A 15,759-nucleotide genomic window follows, 5' to 3' on the forward strand; every position below is an offset into this window, starting at 1 on the left:
GCTCGCCGCCGGGGGTTGCGGCGCCCTCGAGGGGCTCCCCCTCGGTCGGCCGGTCGGTCGTGGTGGCGGTGGTGCTGGTCACGAGAGGTGCTCCTCGGGGATCGCCGTCAAGGGCGGGTGGGCGGGTCGGGCGAGGTCCGGCTCGAGGGCTGGACCGGGTCGGGCCAGCGTGGCAGGCGACCGTGTCCTCAGGCGTGCTCGAGGACCCCGCCCCGGCCGGACGCCGCCGCGTCGGCGACGGGCAGGTCCAGCGGCGGGAGGTCGAGGGCGCGGGCGACGCCGTCGGCGCTGGCGCGGGAGGTGGCCGCGTAGAGGTCGACGGGGTCGAGGACGTCACGGCCGAGGGCTTCGGCGAGCCAGGCGAGGTCGCGGTGGCTGGCGCCGCCGTCGCCACGGCGCCCCCCGGGCTCGTCGTCGCGCCGGTCGAGGTTGGAGGCGAAGATCCCCGCGGCCGAGGCGGGCAGGAAGTCCTCGTAGACGACGGGCTCGGCGCGCACCCACCCGTCGGCGAGCAGCCGCGCCAGGTCGCCCACCGGGGTGCGCCCGTCCGCGGGCCGGTCAGCGACGGGCACCCAACGCACGCTCGTCAGACCCGCGGCGGCCTGGGCGTCGGCGTCGGCGGGGAAGAGGTTGCGCCAGTGCGCTTCCCGCTCCTGCGGGGTGCCGCCGGCCGCCATCCAGGCGTCGTAACGGGCCCGGCCGGCCGGGGTGAGCGCGCACCCGCGGGCCTCGACCTCGCCGAAGCGCACGCGCAGAGCCCCCTCGCGCACCGAGCCGTCCGGGTCCCGCATCGCCCGCGGCTCGGCGAGCGCTCGGAAGCTGGTCTGCCGCAGCAGCACCGGGTCCCCGCCGCCGGGCGGGCCCTGGATCGCGTCGATCATCGTGACGCCGCGCTCGGTCATCCGGGCGTAGAGCGCGTCGATGTCGAGCACGCGGGGCGTCAGGTGGTTGACGTGGGTGGAGCCGACGCCGCCGATGTCGGCCGCGACGCCCGAGACGCGCTCGAGCTCGGCGTACCAGGCGGCGTCGACGGGCTCGGGCGAGAGGGCGAAAGCCGCCGTCGCGAGACGGACTAAGACGTCGGCGTCCTCGCTCCCCAGGCCACCGTCTGCCTCGGCCCGTGCGGCCAGGGCGAGGAGCTGGGGGCTGAAGAGCTCGCGCTGCGCCAGCCGCGCCTCGAGGCGCTCCTGGAGGTCGGCGTCGAAGAAGCGGCGGTCGTCCGTCGCCAGCACCGAGGTGAAGACGCGGAACGGGTTGGCCGCCAGCTCCTCCTCCTCGACCGGGCGGAACGCGGTGGAGACGACCGGGACGGGCTGGCCGGCCTCGCGCAGGTCGTAGAAGCCGACGGGGTGCATGCCGAGGGCTGCGAAGACCTGGCCCACCTGGCCCAGCTCGCGGGCGGTGCCGACCCGGATGGCGCCGTGCCGCTCGGCCGTGACCCGCTCGATGCTGCCGAGGCGCTGGGCCGTCGCCGGGTCGCCGGCCATGACGGCCGCGTTCACCGCACCGGCGACCTCGACGAGCGTGCCGTAGGCCGGGACCTCCCCCGCGTAGAGGCTCGAGAGGGCGGCGGCGAAGCGGGCGCGCAGCGCGGTGGTGCCGACGAGCGCCCCGGAGCTCATCGGCCGCTCGGCAGGGGGGCCGGCACGGACCCGACGCTCGCCCCGGCGGCGGCGCCGGCCATGTGCGGGTCCCCGGAGGCCGTGCCGGAGAGGGCGGACAGGCTGCGGTCGAGGGCGGCGAGGGCCTCGTCGAGCTCGGCCGTCGTGACCGTGAGCGTCGGCCGGAAGCGCACGCTGCGGGTGCCGCAGCCGAGGGCGAGCACGTGCTCGTGGGTCTCCAGGTGGGCCAGCAGCGCGGCGCGGCGCTCGCCGTCGGGCAGGTCGAAGGCGCACATGAGCCCGCGGCCCCGCACGCCCGTGACCTCCGGGTGGCGGGCGGCGAGGTCGTGCAGACCGGCCACGAGGTGCGTCCCGGCCCGGGAGGCGTGCCCGAAGAGGTCGTCGCGCTCGCAGACCTCGAGGATGCGCCGGGCCCGGACCATGTCGACGAGCCCGCCACCCCACGTGGAGTTGATGCGGCTCGAGACACGGAAGACGTTGTCCGGCACCAGGTCCACGCGGCGGCCCGCCATCACGCCGCAGACCTGCACCTTCTTGCCGAAGGCGACCACGTCCGGCTCGAGCCCGAGCTGCTGGTGCGCCCAGGCGGTGCCGGTGAGGCCGCAGCCGGTCTGCACCTCGTCGCAGACGAAGAGCGCGTCGAACTCGTGGCACAGCGCCTGCAGGCCCTGCAGGAAGCGCGGCGTGAGGTGGTTGTCGCCGCCCTCGCCCTGGATCGGCTCGACGATCGCGCAGGCGACGTCGTGCGGGTGCGCCTCGAAGGCGGCGCGGGCCTGGGCGAGCGCGGCGTCCTCGCGGGCCCGCAGCACGCTGTCGGCCTCCCCCTCGACGGGGTGCGGGTTGTCCACGCGCGGCCAGTCGAACTGGGGGAAGCGCGCCACCTTGGTCGGGTCGGTGTTCGTCATCGACATCGTGTACCCGGTGCGGCCGTGGAAGGCCTGGCGCAGGTGCAGCACCTTGGTGCCGAGCGCCGGGTCGAGCCCATGGGCCTCGTTCCAGCGGCTCTTCCAGTCGAAGGCGACCTTGAGCGCGTTCTCGACCGCCAGGCCGCCGCCCTCGACGAAGAACAGGTGCGGCAGCTCGGGGACGCCGAGCACGCGGGCGAAGGTGTCGACGAAGCGGGCCCGCTCGACGGTGACGATGTCGGAGTTGCTCGGCTTCGAGAGCGCCGCCTGCAGCAGCTCGGCACGGAAGTCCTCGTCCTCGGCGACGTCCGGGTGATTCATGCCCAGGGCCGACGAGGCGAAGAAGGTGAACATGTCGAGGTAGGAGGTGCCGTCGCGCGCGTCGACCAGGCGCGAGCCGCGGCTGGCCGCGAGGTCGAGGACCAGCCCGAGGCCGTCGTCCAGCATGTGCGCGGCCACGTGCTCGTGGGCCGTGGCGGCGGTGACGGCCTCTGCCTCCCCGACGTGCGGGGCGGCCTGCGGACGGTCGACGGTGGGAGCGCTCATGCCCGCAGGGTAGGCGGGAGATCCTCCGGCGAGCAAGGACCGTGCGCGGTGTTCATCCCGTCGCCACCCACTCCCTCCGGACGATCGGCCACCGGACGCGTCTTCCCCGCGATGTACGACCGTGACGCGTCCCTCCCCCGGCGACGGGCGGCGACCGCGACGCGCAACGAGCAGCTCGAAAAGCCCTGTGAGGTCGCTCCGCGGAGAGAGGAAGGTGTGCTGCGTGGGGTCGGAAGGACGGACGAGGTCGGAGGAGGACGTCGTGGTGAGGGTCGAGGCGCCGCGTGACGACGACGCCCGCGCGCTCGGCGTCATGCACCGGCAGTCCTGGCTGGAGACCTACCCGAGCGCCCGAGCACGGCGTCGACGCGGCGTGGGTCGAGGAGCTCTTCGTGCCCCTCCTCAGACCTCAGGCCGAGGAGTACCGACGTCGCACCTTCGCCGCGCAGCGGTCCGACCCGAGCCGGGTCTACTACCGGGTCGCGCGCAGCGGCGACGACGTCGTCGGCTTCGTCCACGCCGAGCAGCCGGCGGACGGCGAGCCCGACGAGGGGCCGGAGGACGAGAGGCCGGGCGGCGAGGAGCCGGACGCCACGCTCGCGGCGATCTACCTGCTGCGCGCCCACCAGGGCACCGGCGTCGCCGAGCGCCTCATGAGCGGTGCCTTGGCGTGGACGGGCGGGCGCGGCGTCCGCGTCGAGGTGGCGAGCTACAACGAGCGCGCCATCGCCTTCTACCGGCGCCACGGCTTCTCCCCGACGGGGGCGACGGGCTGCTTCCGGGAGCGGGTGCCGACGCTGCACATGCGCCGCGAGCCCACGGCGTGAGCGACGTCAGCCTGGCTCGCCCGCCGGCATCTCGCGCGCGTGGCGGCGCCCCTCGAACGGCGTCGAGAGGATGACCGTGGTGCGCGTGGCCACCGACCCGACGGTGCGGATCTCGGCCAGCACCTCCTCCAGCCGCCCCGGGGTCTGGGTGCGCACGAGCAGCACGTAGCTCTCCTCCCCCGCCACCGACCAGCACGACTCGACCTCGGCGACCCGGGCGAGGCGCTCGGGGACGTCGTCGGGCGCGGCCGGGTCGAAGGGCGTCACCGAGACGATGGCCGAGAGCGGCAGCCCGAGCGCCTCGTGGTCGACGACGGCGGTGTACCCCTTGACCACGCCCCGCTGCTCCAGGCGCCGGACGCGCTGGTGGACGGTCGACGTCGGGAGCCCGACCTGCCGGCCCAGGTCGGTGAAGCTCGTGCGCCCGTCCGCCACGAGGGCGGCGACGATCGCGCGGTCGACGTCGTCGACCTCGGGGCCGGGCGTCGGCGCGGGCATGGCCGGGACCGTACCCAGACGCCCTCCGCTGCGCGCCGACGGGCACCAGCCGACGAGCGCGGCGACGTGGTCGTCCACCGAGCCTGGACGACCGTGACGACGCCCTCGGGCCTGGACCTCAGGCCAGCACGGCTCCCCCGGACGCGGAGCCGACGAGCTTGGCGTACTTGGCGAGGACGCCGCGGGTGTAGCGCTGCGGCAACGGCTCCCAGCCGTCGGCGCGCCGCCTGGCCAGCTCGTCGGCGTCGACGAGGACGTCGAGGGTCTTGGCGGTGACGTCGAGGCGGATGCGGTCGCCGTCGCGGACGAAGGCGATGGGGCCGGCGTCGACGGCCTCGGGGGCGACGTGCCCGACGCACAGCCCCGTCGTCCCGCCGGAGAATCGCCCGTCGGTCAGCAGCAGCACGTCCTTGCCGAGACCGGCGCCCTTGATGGCGCCGGTGATGGCCAGCATCTCGCGCATGCCGGGCCCGCCCTTGGGCCCCTCGTACCGGATGACGACGACGTCGCCCGCGGCGATGGTGCCGTCCTCCAGGGCGTCCATGGCGGCACGCTCCCGGTCGAAGACGCGCGCGGTCCCCTCGAACACCTCGGACTCGAAGCCGGCGGACTTCACGACCGCGCCGCCGGGGGCGAGCGAGCCGTGCAGGACGGTGATGCCGCCCGTGCGGTGGATCGGCGCGTCCATCGCCCGCAGGACGGCCCCGTCGACGTCCGGCGGGGCGATCTCGGCGAGGTTCTCGGCCATGGTCCGGCCGGTCACGGTCATCACGTCGCCGTGCAGCAGCCCGGCGTCGAGCAGCGCGCGCATGACGACGGGGACGCCGCCGACGCGGTCGACGTCGGTCATCACGTGCTGCCCGAAGGGCTTGACGTCGGCCAGGTGCGGGACGCGCGAGCCGATCCGGTCGAAGTCGGCCAGCGTCAGCTCGACCTCGGCCTCGTGGGCGATGGCCAGCAGGTGCAGCACCGCGTTCGTCGAGCCGCCGAAGGCCATGACGACGGCGATGGCGTTCTCGAACGCCTCCTTCGTCATGACGTCGCGGGCCGTGATGCCGCGGCGCAGGAGCTCGACCACGGCCTCGCCGGAGCGCCGCGCGAAGCCGTCCCGGCGACGGTCGGTCGCCGGCGGCGCCGCGGAGCCGGGCAGCGACATCCCGAGCGCCTCGGCGGCGCTGGCCATCGTGTTGGCCGTGTACATGCCGCCGCAGGCACCCTCGCCGGGGCAGATCGCACGCTCGATGGCGTCGACGTCCCGGCGGCTCATGAGCCCGCGCGAGCACGCGCCGACGGCCTCGAAGGCGTCGATGATGGTGACCTGCTTCTCGCTGCCGTCCTCGAGCTTCGCGATGCCGGGCAGGATCGACCCGGCGTAGAGGAAGACGCTCGCGAGGTCCAGGCGCGCGGCCGCCATGAGCATGCCGGGCAGGGACTTGTCGCAGCCGGCCAGGAGCACGGAGCCGTCGAGGCGCTCGGCCTGCATGACGGTCTCGACGCTGTCGGCGATGACCTCGCGGGAGACGAGCGAGAAGTGCATGCCCTCGTGGCCCATGGAGATGCCGTCGGAGACCGAGATCGTGCCGAACTCCAGCGGGTACCCCTGGGCGATGTGCACGCCGTCCTTCACGGACTTCGCGAGCCGGTCGAGGGAGAGGTTGCAGGGCGTGATCTCGTTCCACGAGCTCGCGACACCGATCTGCGGCTTGGCGAAGTCGTCGTCGCCCAGGCCGACGGCGCGCAGCATCCCGCGGGAGGCCGTGGCCTCCAGGCCGTCGGTCACCTGCCGGCTGCGGGGCTTGGGGTCGACGCCCGGGAGCCCCTCGGGCGGTGCGGGGGAGGTGGTGACGGGCGCGTCGGCGGTCCCGGAGGTCATGCCCGGAGTCTAGGAGCGTCCTCGGGGCGTCCCCGGCCGGTCCGTCCCGGCGTCAGCCGTCGGTGGCGACGACGTTCTCCAGCTCGCGGCCGTCGACGAGCGCGGCCAGCTGGCGGCGCAGCAGCGCGACGACGCGCGGGCGCATCGCGTCGGTCGCCCCGCCGACGTGCGGGGTCACGAGCGCGCCGTCCAGCCGCCACAGCGGGTGGTCGGGCGGCAGCGGCTCGGGGTCGGTGACGTCGAGAGCCGCCGCGAGTCGGCCGCTCTCCACCTCGGCGACGAGGGCGCCCGTGTCGACGACCGGCCCCCGCGCGACGTTGACGACGACGGCGCCGTCGGGCAGCGCGGCCAGGAAGTCGACGTCCACGAGACCGCGCGTCGCGTCGGTAAGCGGGACGGCGAGCACCACGGCGTGGGCCGTCGGGAGCAGGTCCGCCAGCTCCTCCATCGCGCGCACGGGCCCGAGGTCGTCGGTCCGCGCGCTGCGGGCGACCCGGACGACGTCCACCTCGAACGGCAGCAGCCTGCGCACGACGGCGTCTCCGATGCCGCCCGTCCCGAGCACCAGCACCGTCCTGCCGGCGAGCCCCGGCCGCAGGCGCTCCGGCGCCCGCCACCGCCCCTGCGCGGCGTCCCGGACCGCCTCGTCCAGCCGGCGGATGCTCCCGAGCAGCAGCGCGAGCGCGATCTCGGCGGTCCCGGCGTCGTGCGCACCCGCGGCCGAGACGAGCGTGACGCCGTCCGGCACGTGCGCGGACGCGGCGTCGACGCCGGTGGTCTGGGTCTGGACGACCCGCAGACCGGGCAGGTCCCCAAGCGAGCCGACCGCCGCCGGGGTGCCGTGGTAGGGCAGGACGACCAGCCGCACCCGGTCGACGTCCTCGCCCAGCGCCTCGCGCGGCGGCTCGGCGACGTCCCAGACGACCGCCTCGACGCCGTCGACGACCTCGCCGTCCGCAGGCCCGGCAGCGGCTCCGGCACCCGCGAGCGGGGCGCCCACCTCGCGGGCCAGGTCGGCGTCGGGGAAGGAGACGAGCAGCGGGCGGTCGCGGGAGTCCACGCGGCCATCGTGCCGCGTGCGCGCCCGCTGGCCGCGCGCGGACCGTCCCCCGACCGGCGGGGTGGTCGCGGGTGGACGCACACGACGGCGCACCATGGGAGGACCGGCGAGGGTCGCCGGGAGCAGTCCTCCGCTCTGGCACGTTGGGAAGCGCATGGTCAGCGTCGACACCTCTGCCGCCCGCCGACGGCCCGCCCCGGCCCGCCGGGGCCGGTCCGGCCTCGCGGCGGCCGCCGCCACCGCTCTCCTCGTGCTGGGCGGGTGCGGGCAGGAGGCGACGTCCTCCTCCCCCGTCCCGACCGGCCAGGTGCCTCCGGCGTCCCCGCCGTCCGTGCCGACGCCGCGAGAGACCTCGACCACGCCGCCCCCGCCGCCGGACCCGTCCGTGGCCGGACGGCCGAGCGGCGAGGTGACCGAGGTCGCCGGCGACCTGCCCCTGCCCTGGTCCGCGGTCGCGCTGCCCGACGGCACGACGCTCGTGAGCCTGCGGGACGAGGCGCGCGTCGTCCGGGTCGACGAGGAGGGGGCCCGGACAGACGTCGCGACGACGTCCGCCGACGGCACCGTCGGCGGCGCGGCCCCCGCGGGCGAGGGCGGCCTGCTCGGACTGGCGCTGTCGCCCACCTTCGCCGAGGACTCCCTCCTCTACGCCTACGTGACGCGGGCCGACGACAACGCCGTCGTCCGCGCCGTCCTGGACGGGGACTCCCTCGGCGAGCCGGAGGTGGTCCTCGAGGGCATCCCCCGCGCCCGCACGCACAACGGCGGGCGGCTGGCCTTCGGGCCCGACGGGATGCTCTACGTGACCACCGGGGACGCCCAGCAGCCCGAGCTGTCGCAGGCCCCGGGCTCCCTCGCCGGGAAGGTGCTGCGCCTGACGCCCGACGGCGACGCCGCGCCCGGCAACCCCGTCGAGGGCTCGCCGGTGTGGAGCCTGGGCCACCGCAACGTCCAGGGGCTCGGCTGGGACGCCCAGGGGCGCCTGTACGCCAGCGAGTTCGGCGCCGACACCTGGGACGAGCTGAACCTCGTCACCCCCGGCGCCAACTACGGCTGGCCGGAGGTCGAGGGCCCCGGCGGGGACGCCTCCCGCTTCACCGACCCGATCGTCTGGTGGTCGCCGGCGCAGGCGTCGCCGAGCGGGCTCGCCGTCGTCGACGACGCCGTGTGGGTCAGCGCCCTGCGTGGCCAGCGGCTCTGGCGCGTCCCGGTGTCGACGAGCCCCGGCGGCGGCCCGGTCGGCGAGCCGGAGGCCTACCTCGTCGGCGAGCACGGCCGCCTGCGCGACGTCTCCCCCGCCCCGGGCGGGGGTGCGCTGCGCGTGCTCACGAACGACGGGGACGGCCAGGACCAGCTGCTGCGGGTGCCGCTGCGCTGACCGGCCGCTCGCCCCTCAGACCGGCTCGGGCACGTCGCCCTCGCGCTCGACGCGGACGTCGCCCGCCCGGTGGTCGGGCGCGTCGTCGAGGCGCCGCGGGTGCGTGGCGGCGAGCAGGCCGAGCTGCTCGACCGCGTCACCGACCTCCTCGGTCCGGCCGGTCGTGCGCAGCGACAGCCGCTCGCCGTCCGCCAGGTCCAGGCGCAGCGTGAAGCCCCATGGCCGGATGTGCGTCGACGCGTACCGCACCTGCTCGACGGGCAGCCAGCGACCGCCCTCGGCGAGCAGCGTGGCGGGCTCGCCGAGCGCGAGCTCCTCCGCCCGCGCCCGGCACCGCCGCGCCGCGACGGGCTCGAGGAGGCGGCTCCACCAGGGCAGCGGCGCGGACGGCACCAGGAGCAGACCCTCCCGGGCCACGACGACGTCGCGCCGGACGCCGCGCGCGGGGGACATCGCCACCACGACCCCGGCCACGTCGAGACGCAGGTCCGGCACCCCACCCGCGGCCTCCGACGACGTCGTCAGCGACGGGACGGTCGACGAGAGCTCGCCGCCGAGCCCGACGAGCGTCCGGGACAGCGCCGCGGCACCGCGGGCCGGGTCCTCCAGCACCGGCACGACGAGCGCCTCCAGGTCGAGCTCCGCTCCCGGGGTCCCGTCGGCGGCGAGGGCCCGCACCCGCCAGGGCCCGGTCCAGCACACCTCGGCCCGGGCCCGCCCGGCGGTCGCGAGGACCGACCCCGCGAGACCGGCGAGCAGCTCGTGCAGGGCCTGCCAGCGGTCCTCCTCGGAGAGCCCGCGCTGCACGGCGCCCACGAGGCGCAGCCCGTGCCCGGCGGCGACGGCGTCGAGCAGCTCGGCGGGGCTGCCTCCCGGCGCCAGCCCGGTGCGCTGCCCGGCCCGGACGAGGTCCGCGTGGACGTCGGCGACCTCGACCCGCCACGCGGCGTCGACGACCTCGTCCCACGAGGCGAGCGGGTCCTCGCCGCGCAGCGGGGTCCCCTCCAGCAGCCGAGCCTCCAGGTCGGCGAGGGCCGCCTCGCCGCCGCCGAGCAGGGACAGCGCGGCCTCGTCGTCGCCCGGCCCGGCGTGCGGGATCGGTACGTCCAGCCTGCGCAGGTGCTCGACGCGGCTCGACGTCGACGGGTGGGAGTCGAGCAGCGCTCCGATCGAGAGGAGGCTGCCACGGCCCTCCCGCGCCACCTCGTCCGCCACGGCCTCCTCGAGCGCGGGGGCGTCCTCCCGCAGGAGGGCGGCGAAGCCCTCGGCCAGCCGAGGGCGCCGGCGCGCCGGCACGCCGAGCCCGAGGTAGCTCTCGCAGTAGTGCTCCCACGCCATGACGAGGGCTGGAGCGCGTCGCAGGGCGGCGGCCACCACGTCGGGACCTGCCACAGTCGCCGCCAGCTCGTCGGCGCGCAGCTCCTGCTCTCGCGTCGCCACGTGGGCGAGCGCCTCGTAGGTGAGGACGTAGGGCAGCAGGAGCAGGCGCACCGGGGTGCCCACCTCGTCCAGCGCCGAGCCGAGCAGGGCGCTGGCACGGAAGGCGGCCCGGCGGACGCCGGTCGCGGCCGTGTCACCGCCGAGCACGTGCCCCACCTCGTGCGCGAGCACCGACCGGAGCTCGTCCCGCCGCAGGCCGACGAGCAGCGGCAGCCCGACGACGACCTCCCGCCAGCCGGCCACCTCCGCCACCGAGGCGTTGACCTGCAGGTCCACGACGACGCGGTCGGGCGAGCTCGTCCCGGCCGCCGCGGCGACGGCGTCGACCTCGGCCCACAGCGCGGGGTGGTCCGCGCGCGTCAGCTCGGGGCCCGCCGCCGGGGCCGGGCGGGCGCGGACGGCCGCGACGACGGCACCGACGAGCGCCACGACCAGGGCGACGGCGCCCCAGCCGAGGACCTGCGGGACGACGGGGACGTCGCCGGACAGGGAGACGGCGGCCACCGTCATCCCGGCGGCGAGAACGAGGACGACGAGGGGGAAGGCGACGAGGGCCACGAGCGCCAGCGCGGCGCTCACGGGGACGAGACGGCTCACAGGGTCCTCCGGGCACCGACCTGGTGCGGGCGGGCACGCACGTCGTGCCGCGGGCAAGCATCGGCGACCGACGACGTCGCCCGCAGGAGAACCGGCACGATCACCCGGCCGGAGCCAGCCCGGGAGGCTCAGGGGGCCGTGGCCCCTCGTCCGTCGTCGACCTGCCCCTCGCCGCGGTCCCGGCAGGCGACGCTCAGAAGTAGTCGAGGACCTCCACGAGGTCGCCGCAGGCGAGGACGTCGAGGCCCGCGAGCGCGGCGCGCTCGTCGCCGAGCACCTGGGCTCCCCCGGTGCGGACGGCGCCGAGCGGCGTGACCGCCCCGGCGTACAGCGCCGCGAGGCCGCTCGGGGTGAGCCGGGCGACCGGCTCGGCGTCGGTGCGCACCGCCCGGCCCTGCCCGCCGGAGACGGCCAGCTCCCACGTCCCGGTGTTCCACGGCGCGAGGTCGTCGGTGAGGTCCACGACGACGGAGCCGGACACCGCGGCCGGCCAGCCCCGCCCGCTCATGGCGACCTCCACGTCGACGACGCGGTGCATGACGACCTTGCGGTCGACGACGCGGGCCAGCTCGACGGGCAGCGCCGCGGCGACGGCGTCGTTCCGCAGCAGCCGCAGGTGCAGGTTGCGCGCGACCGGCGCCCACCCGGCGAGGACGCCGAGGAGCGTGCGCGCCGCGGGCGCGGTGTCCGCGACGACGTCGCGCACCGTGAAGACGGCCTCGCGCCCGTACCCGCGGCCGCGGTGCCAGCTGGCGGCCGCGACGAGGACGCCGTCGTCCTCGACGAGGGTGAGCCCGTCGACGCCCTCGGGCAGGCGGTCGGTCGGTGGGGCCGGACGCACGAGCATGCCGCTGCGCGCCTGCGCCTCCCGCTCGTAGAGGGCCGCGACGGCGGGCAGGTCGGCCGGCCCCCCAGCCCGGACGGCGAGGCCCGGGGCGGGACCGCCGCGGGCGAGCGCGTGCGTCGGGACCTCGACGGTGGTCAGCGTGCTCGTCACCTCCCACCCGGCGCGGCGGTAGAGACCGGCGACGGTGGGGAAGAGCGCCGAGACGGCGGCACCCCGCTCGTGCGCCGCCTCCAGGAGCGCGCGCAGCAGGCCGGTGGCGACGCCGGCGCCGCGGGCCTCGGGCTGCACGGCCACGTCGGTGACGTCCCCGGCGGGAAGGCGCCGTCCGCCCCACCAGTGCTCGGCGGGCCGCAGCGTGACGGCGCCCAGCAGGTCGCCGTCCGGCGACAGCGCCCCGAAGCGCACGTCCCCCTCGGGCTCGCTGCCGGCGGGCGGCGGCGAGGAGAGGTCCTCGCCGAAGGACAGGGCGTGCAGCCGCCACTGCCGGTCGTGGTCCTCCGGGGTGAGGACACGGATCTCGACGTCGGAGGAGGAGGGGCGGGAGGGATCGCTCACGCCTCGACGCTAGCGCCGGACCGCGGGTCCTCCCGACGCCGCAGCCCACCGAGCCGAGCGCGCGAGGCGGCGGGCGGGTGGCTCAGCCGCCCGCGACGCCGACCCGCTCCAGCACGAGCTCGCGCACCCGCTTGGCGTCGGCGGCCCCGCGGGTGGCCTTCATGACGGCACCGACGACGGCGCCGGCGGCCTGCACCTTCCCGCCGCGGATCTTCTCCGCGACGTCGGGCTGGGCGGCGAGCGCCTCGTCGACGGCGGCGACGAGCGCGGAGTCGTCCGAGACGACCTCCAGCCCACGGGCGCTGACGACCTGCTCGGGGCGGCCCTCCCCCGCGAGGACGCCCGCGAGCACCTCCCGGGCCATCCGGTCGGTGATCCGGCCCTCGGCGACGAGCCGGTCCAGCTCGGCCACCTCGGCCGGCCCGACGGGCAGCTCGGTGACCTCGACGCCCCGGTCGTTGGCCGTGCGCGCCAGCTCCCCGCCCCACCACTTGCGGGCCGCCGCCGGGCTGGCCCCCTCGGCCACGGTCGCCGAGATGACCTCCAGCAGGCCGGCGTTGACGACGTCGCGCATCTCCAGGTCGCTGTACCCCCACTCCCCCTGCAGGCGGGCGCGCCGGGCGACCGGCATCTCCGGCAGCGTGGCGCGGACCTGCTCGACCCACTCCCGCGACGGGGTGAGCGGCACCAGGTCGGGCTCGGGGAAGTAGCGGTAGTCGTCGGCGTCGGACTTCGGGCGCCCCGACGTCGTGACGCCGGTGTCCTCGTGCCAGTGCCGCGTCTCCTGGACGACGGCGCCGCCGGCGTCCAGCACCGCCGCCTGCCGGGAGACCTCGTACCGCACGGCGCGCTCGACCGACCGGAAGCTGTTGACGTTCTTCGTCTCGGTCCGCGTGCCCAGCGGCGCGTCCGGCGAGGGGCGCAGCGACACGTTGACATCGGCGCGCATCTGGCCCTGCTCCATCCGCGCCTCGGAGACCCCGAGCGCCCGCAGCAGGTCCCGCAGCGCCGCGACGTAGGCGCGCGCCACCTCGGGCGCCCGCGCACCGGCGCCGAGCACCGGGCGGGTGACGATCTCCACGAGCGGGATGCCGGCGCGGTTGTAGTCCACGAGGGAGTGGTCGGCGCCGTGGATGCGCCCGGTGGCCCCGCCGACGTGCGTGGACTTGCCCGTGTCCTCCTCCAGGTGCGCCCGCTCGACGTCGACGCGCCACGGCGTCCCGTCCTCGAGCGCGACGTCGAGGAAGCCGTCGGCAGCCAGCGGCTCGTCGTACTGCGACGTCTGGAAGTTCTTCGGCATGTCCGGGTAGAAGTAGTTCTTGCGCGCGAAGCGGCACATGCCCGCGATCTCGCAGGACAGCGCGAGGCCGATCCGGATGCCGTGCTCCACGGCGAGCCGGTTGACGACCGGCAGCGCCCCGGGCAGCCCGAGGGAGACCGGCGAGACCTGGGTGTTGGCGTCGGCGCCGAAGGCCGTGGAGCAGCCGTCGAACATCTTCGTCGCCGTGCCCAGCTCGACGTGCACCTCCAGCCCGACGACGACGTCGTACCGGGCCGCGGCGTCGTCGTAGGGGACGAGGGCGTCGGTGCGCGTCACGGCCGGGGCGGTGGACAGCGTGCTCATGCGGTGACGGCCTCCGAGCGGTCAGCGGTGGCGAGGGCGGGCAGCTCCGGGAGCGCGTCGAGCAGCGCCCCGCCGCGCTGCTCGTCCAGCAGGGCCTCGAGCGCGCCGCCGAGGCGGTAGAGGCGCTCGTCGGCCCGGGCCGGGGCGAGCACCTGGAAGCCGACGGGCAGCCCGTCCTCGGCCAGGCCGCTCGGCAGCGACATGCCGGGCACGCCGGCGAGGTTGGCCGGGATGGTCGCGATGTCCCCGGCGTACATGGCGAGCGGGTCGTCGAGCTTGCTGCCGAGGGGGAAGGCGGTGGTCGGCGCCGTCGGGGAGACGAGGACGTCGGCCTGCTCGAAGGCCGCGGCGAAGTCGCGCTGCACCAGGGTGCGGACCTTCTGCGCCGAGCCGTAGTAGGCGTCGTAGTAGCCCGCCGACAGCGCGTAGGTGCCGAGGATGATCCGCCGCTTGACCTCGGGCCCGAAGCCGGCGCCGCGGGTGGCCGCCATGACGCGCTCGGCCGTCACGGGCCCCTCGGCCGGCTCGACCCGCAGCCCGAACCGCATGCCGTCGAAGCGCGCGAGATTGCTGGAGGCCTCGCTCGGCATGATCAGGTAGTAGGCGTCCAGGGCGTGGGCGAAGGTCGGGCAGGAGACCTCGACGACCTCGGCCCCGGCGTCAGCCAGCAGGTCCAGGGCCGCGCGGAAGCTGGCGCTCACGCCGGCCGAGAACCCCTCCCCCGTCAGCTCGCGGACGACGCCGACCCGCATCCCGCGCACGTCCCGGGTGCGGGCGGCGTCGGCGAGCGCCCCGACCGGGTCGGGCAGCGACGTCGCGTCGCGGGGGTCGTGCCCGCCCATCACCTCGTGCAGCAGGGCGGCGTCCAGGACGGTGCGGGCGCACGGCCCGGCCTGGTCGAGGCTGGAGGCCATGGCGACCAGGCCGTAGCGGGAGACGCCGCCGTAGGTCGGCTTCACCCCGACCGAGCCGGTCACCGCCGCGGGCTGGCGGATCGAGCCGCCCGTGTCGGTCCCGACGGCCAGCGGCGCCTCGAAGGCGGCGACGGCGGCGGCGCTGCCGCCGCCGGAGCCGCCCGGGGTGCGGGTGGTGTCCCACGGGTTGCGGGTGGGGCCGTAGGCCGAGTGCTCGGTCGAGCTGCCCATGGCGAACTCGTCCATGTTCGTCTTGCCGAGCACCGGCATCCCCGCGGCGTGCAGCCGCTCGACGAGCGTCGCGTCGTAGGGCGGCACCCAGCCCTGCAGGATCCGCGAGCCCGCCGTCGTCGGCGTCCCGCGGGTGACGACGACGTCCTTGACGGCCACGGGCACGCCGGCGAGGGCGTGCAGCGGCTCACCGGCGGCACGCCGGGCGTCGACGGCGCGGGCGCTCGCGAGCGCCTGCTCGCCGCTGACGTGCAGGAAGGCGGCCAGGCCCTCGCCGTCGCCGGGCGCGCCGTCGACGGCGGCGATGCGGTCCAGGTGGGCGCGCACGACGTCCTCGCTGCTCACCTCGCCGGCGGCCAGGCGCCCGGCGAGGTCGGCGGCGGTCGCGCGCACGAGGGCGTCGGGAGTCGCGGACGCGGCGCCCATCAGTCCTCCTCGAGGATCTGCGGGACGAGGAAGCGGCCGTCCTGCGCGGCCGGCGCGCCAGCCAGCACCTCGTCGCGGTCCAGGCCGCCCTCGACGACGTCCTCGCGGTAGACGTCGGTGAGCGGCAGGGGGTGGCTCGTGGCCGGGACGTCGTCGCCGACGACCCGGGAGACCGAGGCGACGGCGGCGACGACGGCGTCGAGCTCGCCGGCCATCCGCTCCATCTCGGCCGCGTCGAGGTCGATGCGCGCGAGGGCGGCCAGGCGGGCGACGTCCGCGGCGGTCAGCGCGGTGGCACGCGGCGCGGCGACGTCAGGTGCGGTGGAGGTCGGGTCGGGCATGGCGGTGAGTCTAGGAGCGCACGGCGGGCGCACCGACGGCTGCGGGGCGACCCCGAAGGGCCGTGCCCCACGGAG

Annotated in this window: 12 protein-coding genes; 2 read left to right on the forward strand and 10 right to left on the reverse strand. The window is 76.6% G+C overall.

The features are described 5' to 3' along the window. Positions 1 to 188: 188 nt before the first annotated feature. Together hglS and lat are read right to left on the reverse strand one after the other, a co-directional pair. Positions 189 to 1,622 carry a 2-oxoadipate dioxygenase/decarboxylase gene (hglS, locus tag WDV86_RS10955; protein ID WP_339567670.1) on the reverse strand — a complete coding sequence of 478 codons (1,434 nt, stop codon included), beginning with the start codon at positions 1,620 to 1,622 and terminating at the stop codon, positions 189 to 191. Then, positions 1,619 to 3,073, reverse strand: a complete 1,455-nt coding sequence (gene lat, locus WDV86_RS10960) for an L-lysine 6-transaminase (protein ID WP_339567671.1) — start codon at positions 3,071 to 3,073, stop codon at positions 1,619 to 1,621. The genes hglS and lat overlap by 4 nt, the downstream gene beginning before the upstream one ends. A gap of 392 nt (positions 3,074 to 3,465) precedes the next feature. On the opposite strand from lat, the gene WDV86_RS10965 reads away from it, so the two are divergent. Next, positions 3,466 to 3,900: a GNAT family N-acetyltransferase gene (locus WDV86_RS10965; protein WP_339567672.1), complete on the forward strand. Its 435-nt coding sequence runs from the start codon at positions 3,466 to 3,468 to the stop codon at positions 3,898 to 3,900. Between the two features lie 6 nt (positions 3,901 to 3,906). Here WDV86_RS10965 and WDV86_RS10970 read toward each other — a convergent pair whose 3' ends face one another. From WDV86_RS10970 to WDV86_RS10980, 3 genes are all read right to left on the reverse strand, one after another. Then, entirely contained in the window at positions 3,907 to 4,398 is a 492-nt protein-coding gene (locus WDV86_RS10970) for an Lrp/AsnC family transcriptional regulator (RefSeq protein WP_339567673.1), read from the reverse strand. Positions 4,399 to 4,516: 118 nt separating this feature from the next. Continuing rightward, positions 4,517 to 6,271, reverse strand: a complete 1,755-nt coding sequence (gene ilvD, locus WDV86_RS10975) for a dihydroxy-acid dehydratase (protein ID WP_339567674.1) — start codon at positions 6,269 to 6,271, stop codon at positions 4,517 to 4,519. A gap of 52 nt (positions 6,272 to 6,323) precedes the next feature. Beyond that, a complete protein-coding gene (locus WDV86_RS10980) occupies positions 6,324 to 7,331 on the reverse strand; it encodes a 2-hydroxyacid dehydrogenase (RefSeq protein ID WP_339567675.1) in 1,008 nt (335 codons plus the stop codon). 154 nt (positions 7,332 to 7,485) lie between these two features. On the opposite strand from WDV86_RS10980, the gene WDV86_RS10985 reads away from it, so the two are divergent. Continuing rightward, positions 7,486 to 8,709 carry a PQQ-dependent sugar dehydrogenase gene (locus WDV86_RS10985; RefSeq protein WP_339567676.1) on the forward strand — a complete coding sequence of 408 codons (1,224 nt, stop codon included), beginning with the start codon at positions 7,486 to 7,488 and terminating at the stop codon, positions 8,707 to 8,709. A gap of 15 nt (positions 8,710 to 8,724) precedes the next feature. On the opposite strand, the gene WDV86_RS10990 is transcribed toward WDV86_RS10985, so the two are convergent. From WDV86_RS10990 to gatC, 5 genes are all read right to left on the reverse strand, one after another. Next, complete coding sequence (locus WDV86_RS10990; RefSeq protein WP_339567677.1) at positions 8,725 to 10,746, reverse strand: M48 family metallopeptidase; 2,022 nt, start codon at positions 10,744 to 10,746, stop codon at positions 8,725 to 8,727. Between the two features lie 193 nt (positions 10,747 to 10,939). Further along, positions 10,940 to 12,148, reverse strand: a complete 1,209-nt coding sequence (locus tag WDV86_RS10995) for a GNAT family N-acetyltransferase (RefSeq protein ID WP_339567678.1) — start codon at positions 12,146 to 12,148, stop codon at positions 10,940 to 10,942. 82 nt (positions 12,149 to 12,230) lie between these two features. Further along, the gene (gatB, locus tag WDV86_RS11000; protein ID WP_339567679.1) at positions 12,231 to 13,772 is read right to left on the reverse strand and encodes an Asp-tRNA(Asn)/Glu-tRNA(Gln) amidotransferase subunit GatB; all 1,542 of its coding nucleotides are present in this window, start codon (positions 13,770 to 13,772) and stop codon (positions 12,231 to 12,233) included. After that, on the reverse strand, positions 13,769 to 15,343 hold the full coding sequence (gene gatA / locus WDV86_RS11005; RefSeq protein WP_339567680.1) for an Asp-tRNA(Asn)/Glu-tRNA(Gln) amidotransferase subunit GatA: 1,575 nt from the start codon (positions 15,341 to 15,343) through the stop codon (positions 13,769 to 13,771). Before gatA ends, gatB begins: the two co-directional genes overlap by 4 nt. Beyond that, positions 15,343 to 15,684 (reverse strand): Asp-tRNA(Asn)/Glu-tRNA(Gln) amidotransferase subunit GatC, encoded by a 342-nt coding sequence (gatC, locus tag WDV86_RS11010; RefSeq protein ID WP_339567681.1) that lies wholly within the window; start codon positions 15,682 to 15,684, stop codon positions 15,343 to 15,345. The genes gatA and gatC overlap by 1 nt, the downstream gene beginning before the upstream one ends. Positions 15,685 to 15,759 lie beyond the last annotated feature (75 nt).

It is taken from the genome of Pseudokineococcus sp. 1T1Z-3 (assembly GCF_037482365.1).
GTDB lineage: Bacteria > Actinomycetota > Actinomycetes > Actinomycetales > Quadrisphaeraceae > Pseudokineococcus.

Bases quoted from the DNA above. Each gene is read 5' to 3' on its own strand.
- hglS (WP_339567670.1), bottom strand. From the start codon at position 1,622: ATGAGCTCCGGGGCGCTCGTCGGCACCACCGCGCTGCGCGCCCGCTTC.
- gatB (WP_339567679.1), bottom strand. From the start codon at position 13,772: ATGAGCACGCTGTCCACCGCCCCGGCCGTGACGCGCACCGACGCCCTC.
- WDV86_RS10970 (WP_339567673.1), bottom strand. From the start codon at position 4,398: ATGCCCGCGCCGACGCCCGGCCCCGAGGTCGACGACGTCGACCGCGCG.
- gatA (WP_339567680.1), bottom strand. From the start codon at position 15,343: ATGGGCGCCGCGTCCGCGACTCCCGACGCCCTCGTGCGCGCGACCGCC.
- ilvD (WP_339567674.1), bottom strand. From the start codon at position 6,271: ATGACCTCCGGGACCGCCGACGCGCCCGTCACCACCTCCCCCGCACCG.
- gatC (WP_339567681.1), bottom strand. From the start codon at position 15,684: ATGCCCGACCCGACCTCCACCGCACCTGACGTCGCCGCGCCGCGTGCC.
- WDV86_RS10985 (WP_339567676.1), top strand. From the start codon at position 7,486: ATGGTCAGCGTCGACACCTCTGCCGCCCGCCGACGGCCCGCCCCGGCC.
- lat (WP_339567671.1), bottom strand. From the start codon at position 3,073: ATGAGCGCTCCCACCGTCGACCGTCCGCAGGCCGCCCCGCACGTCGGG.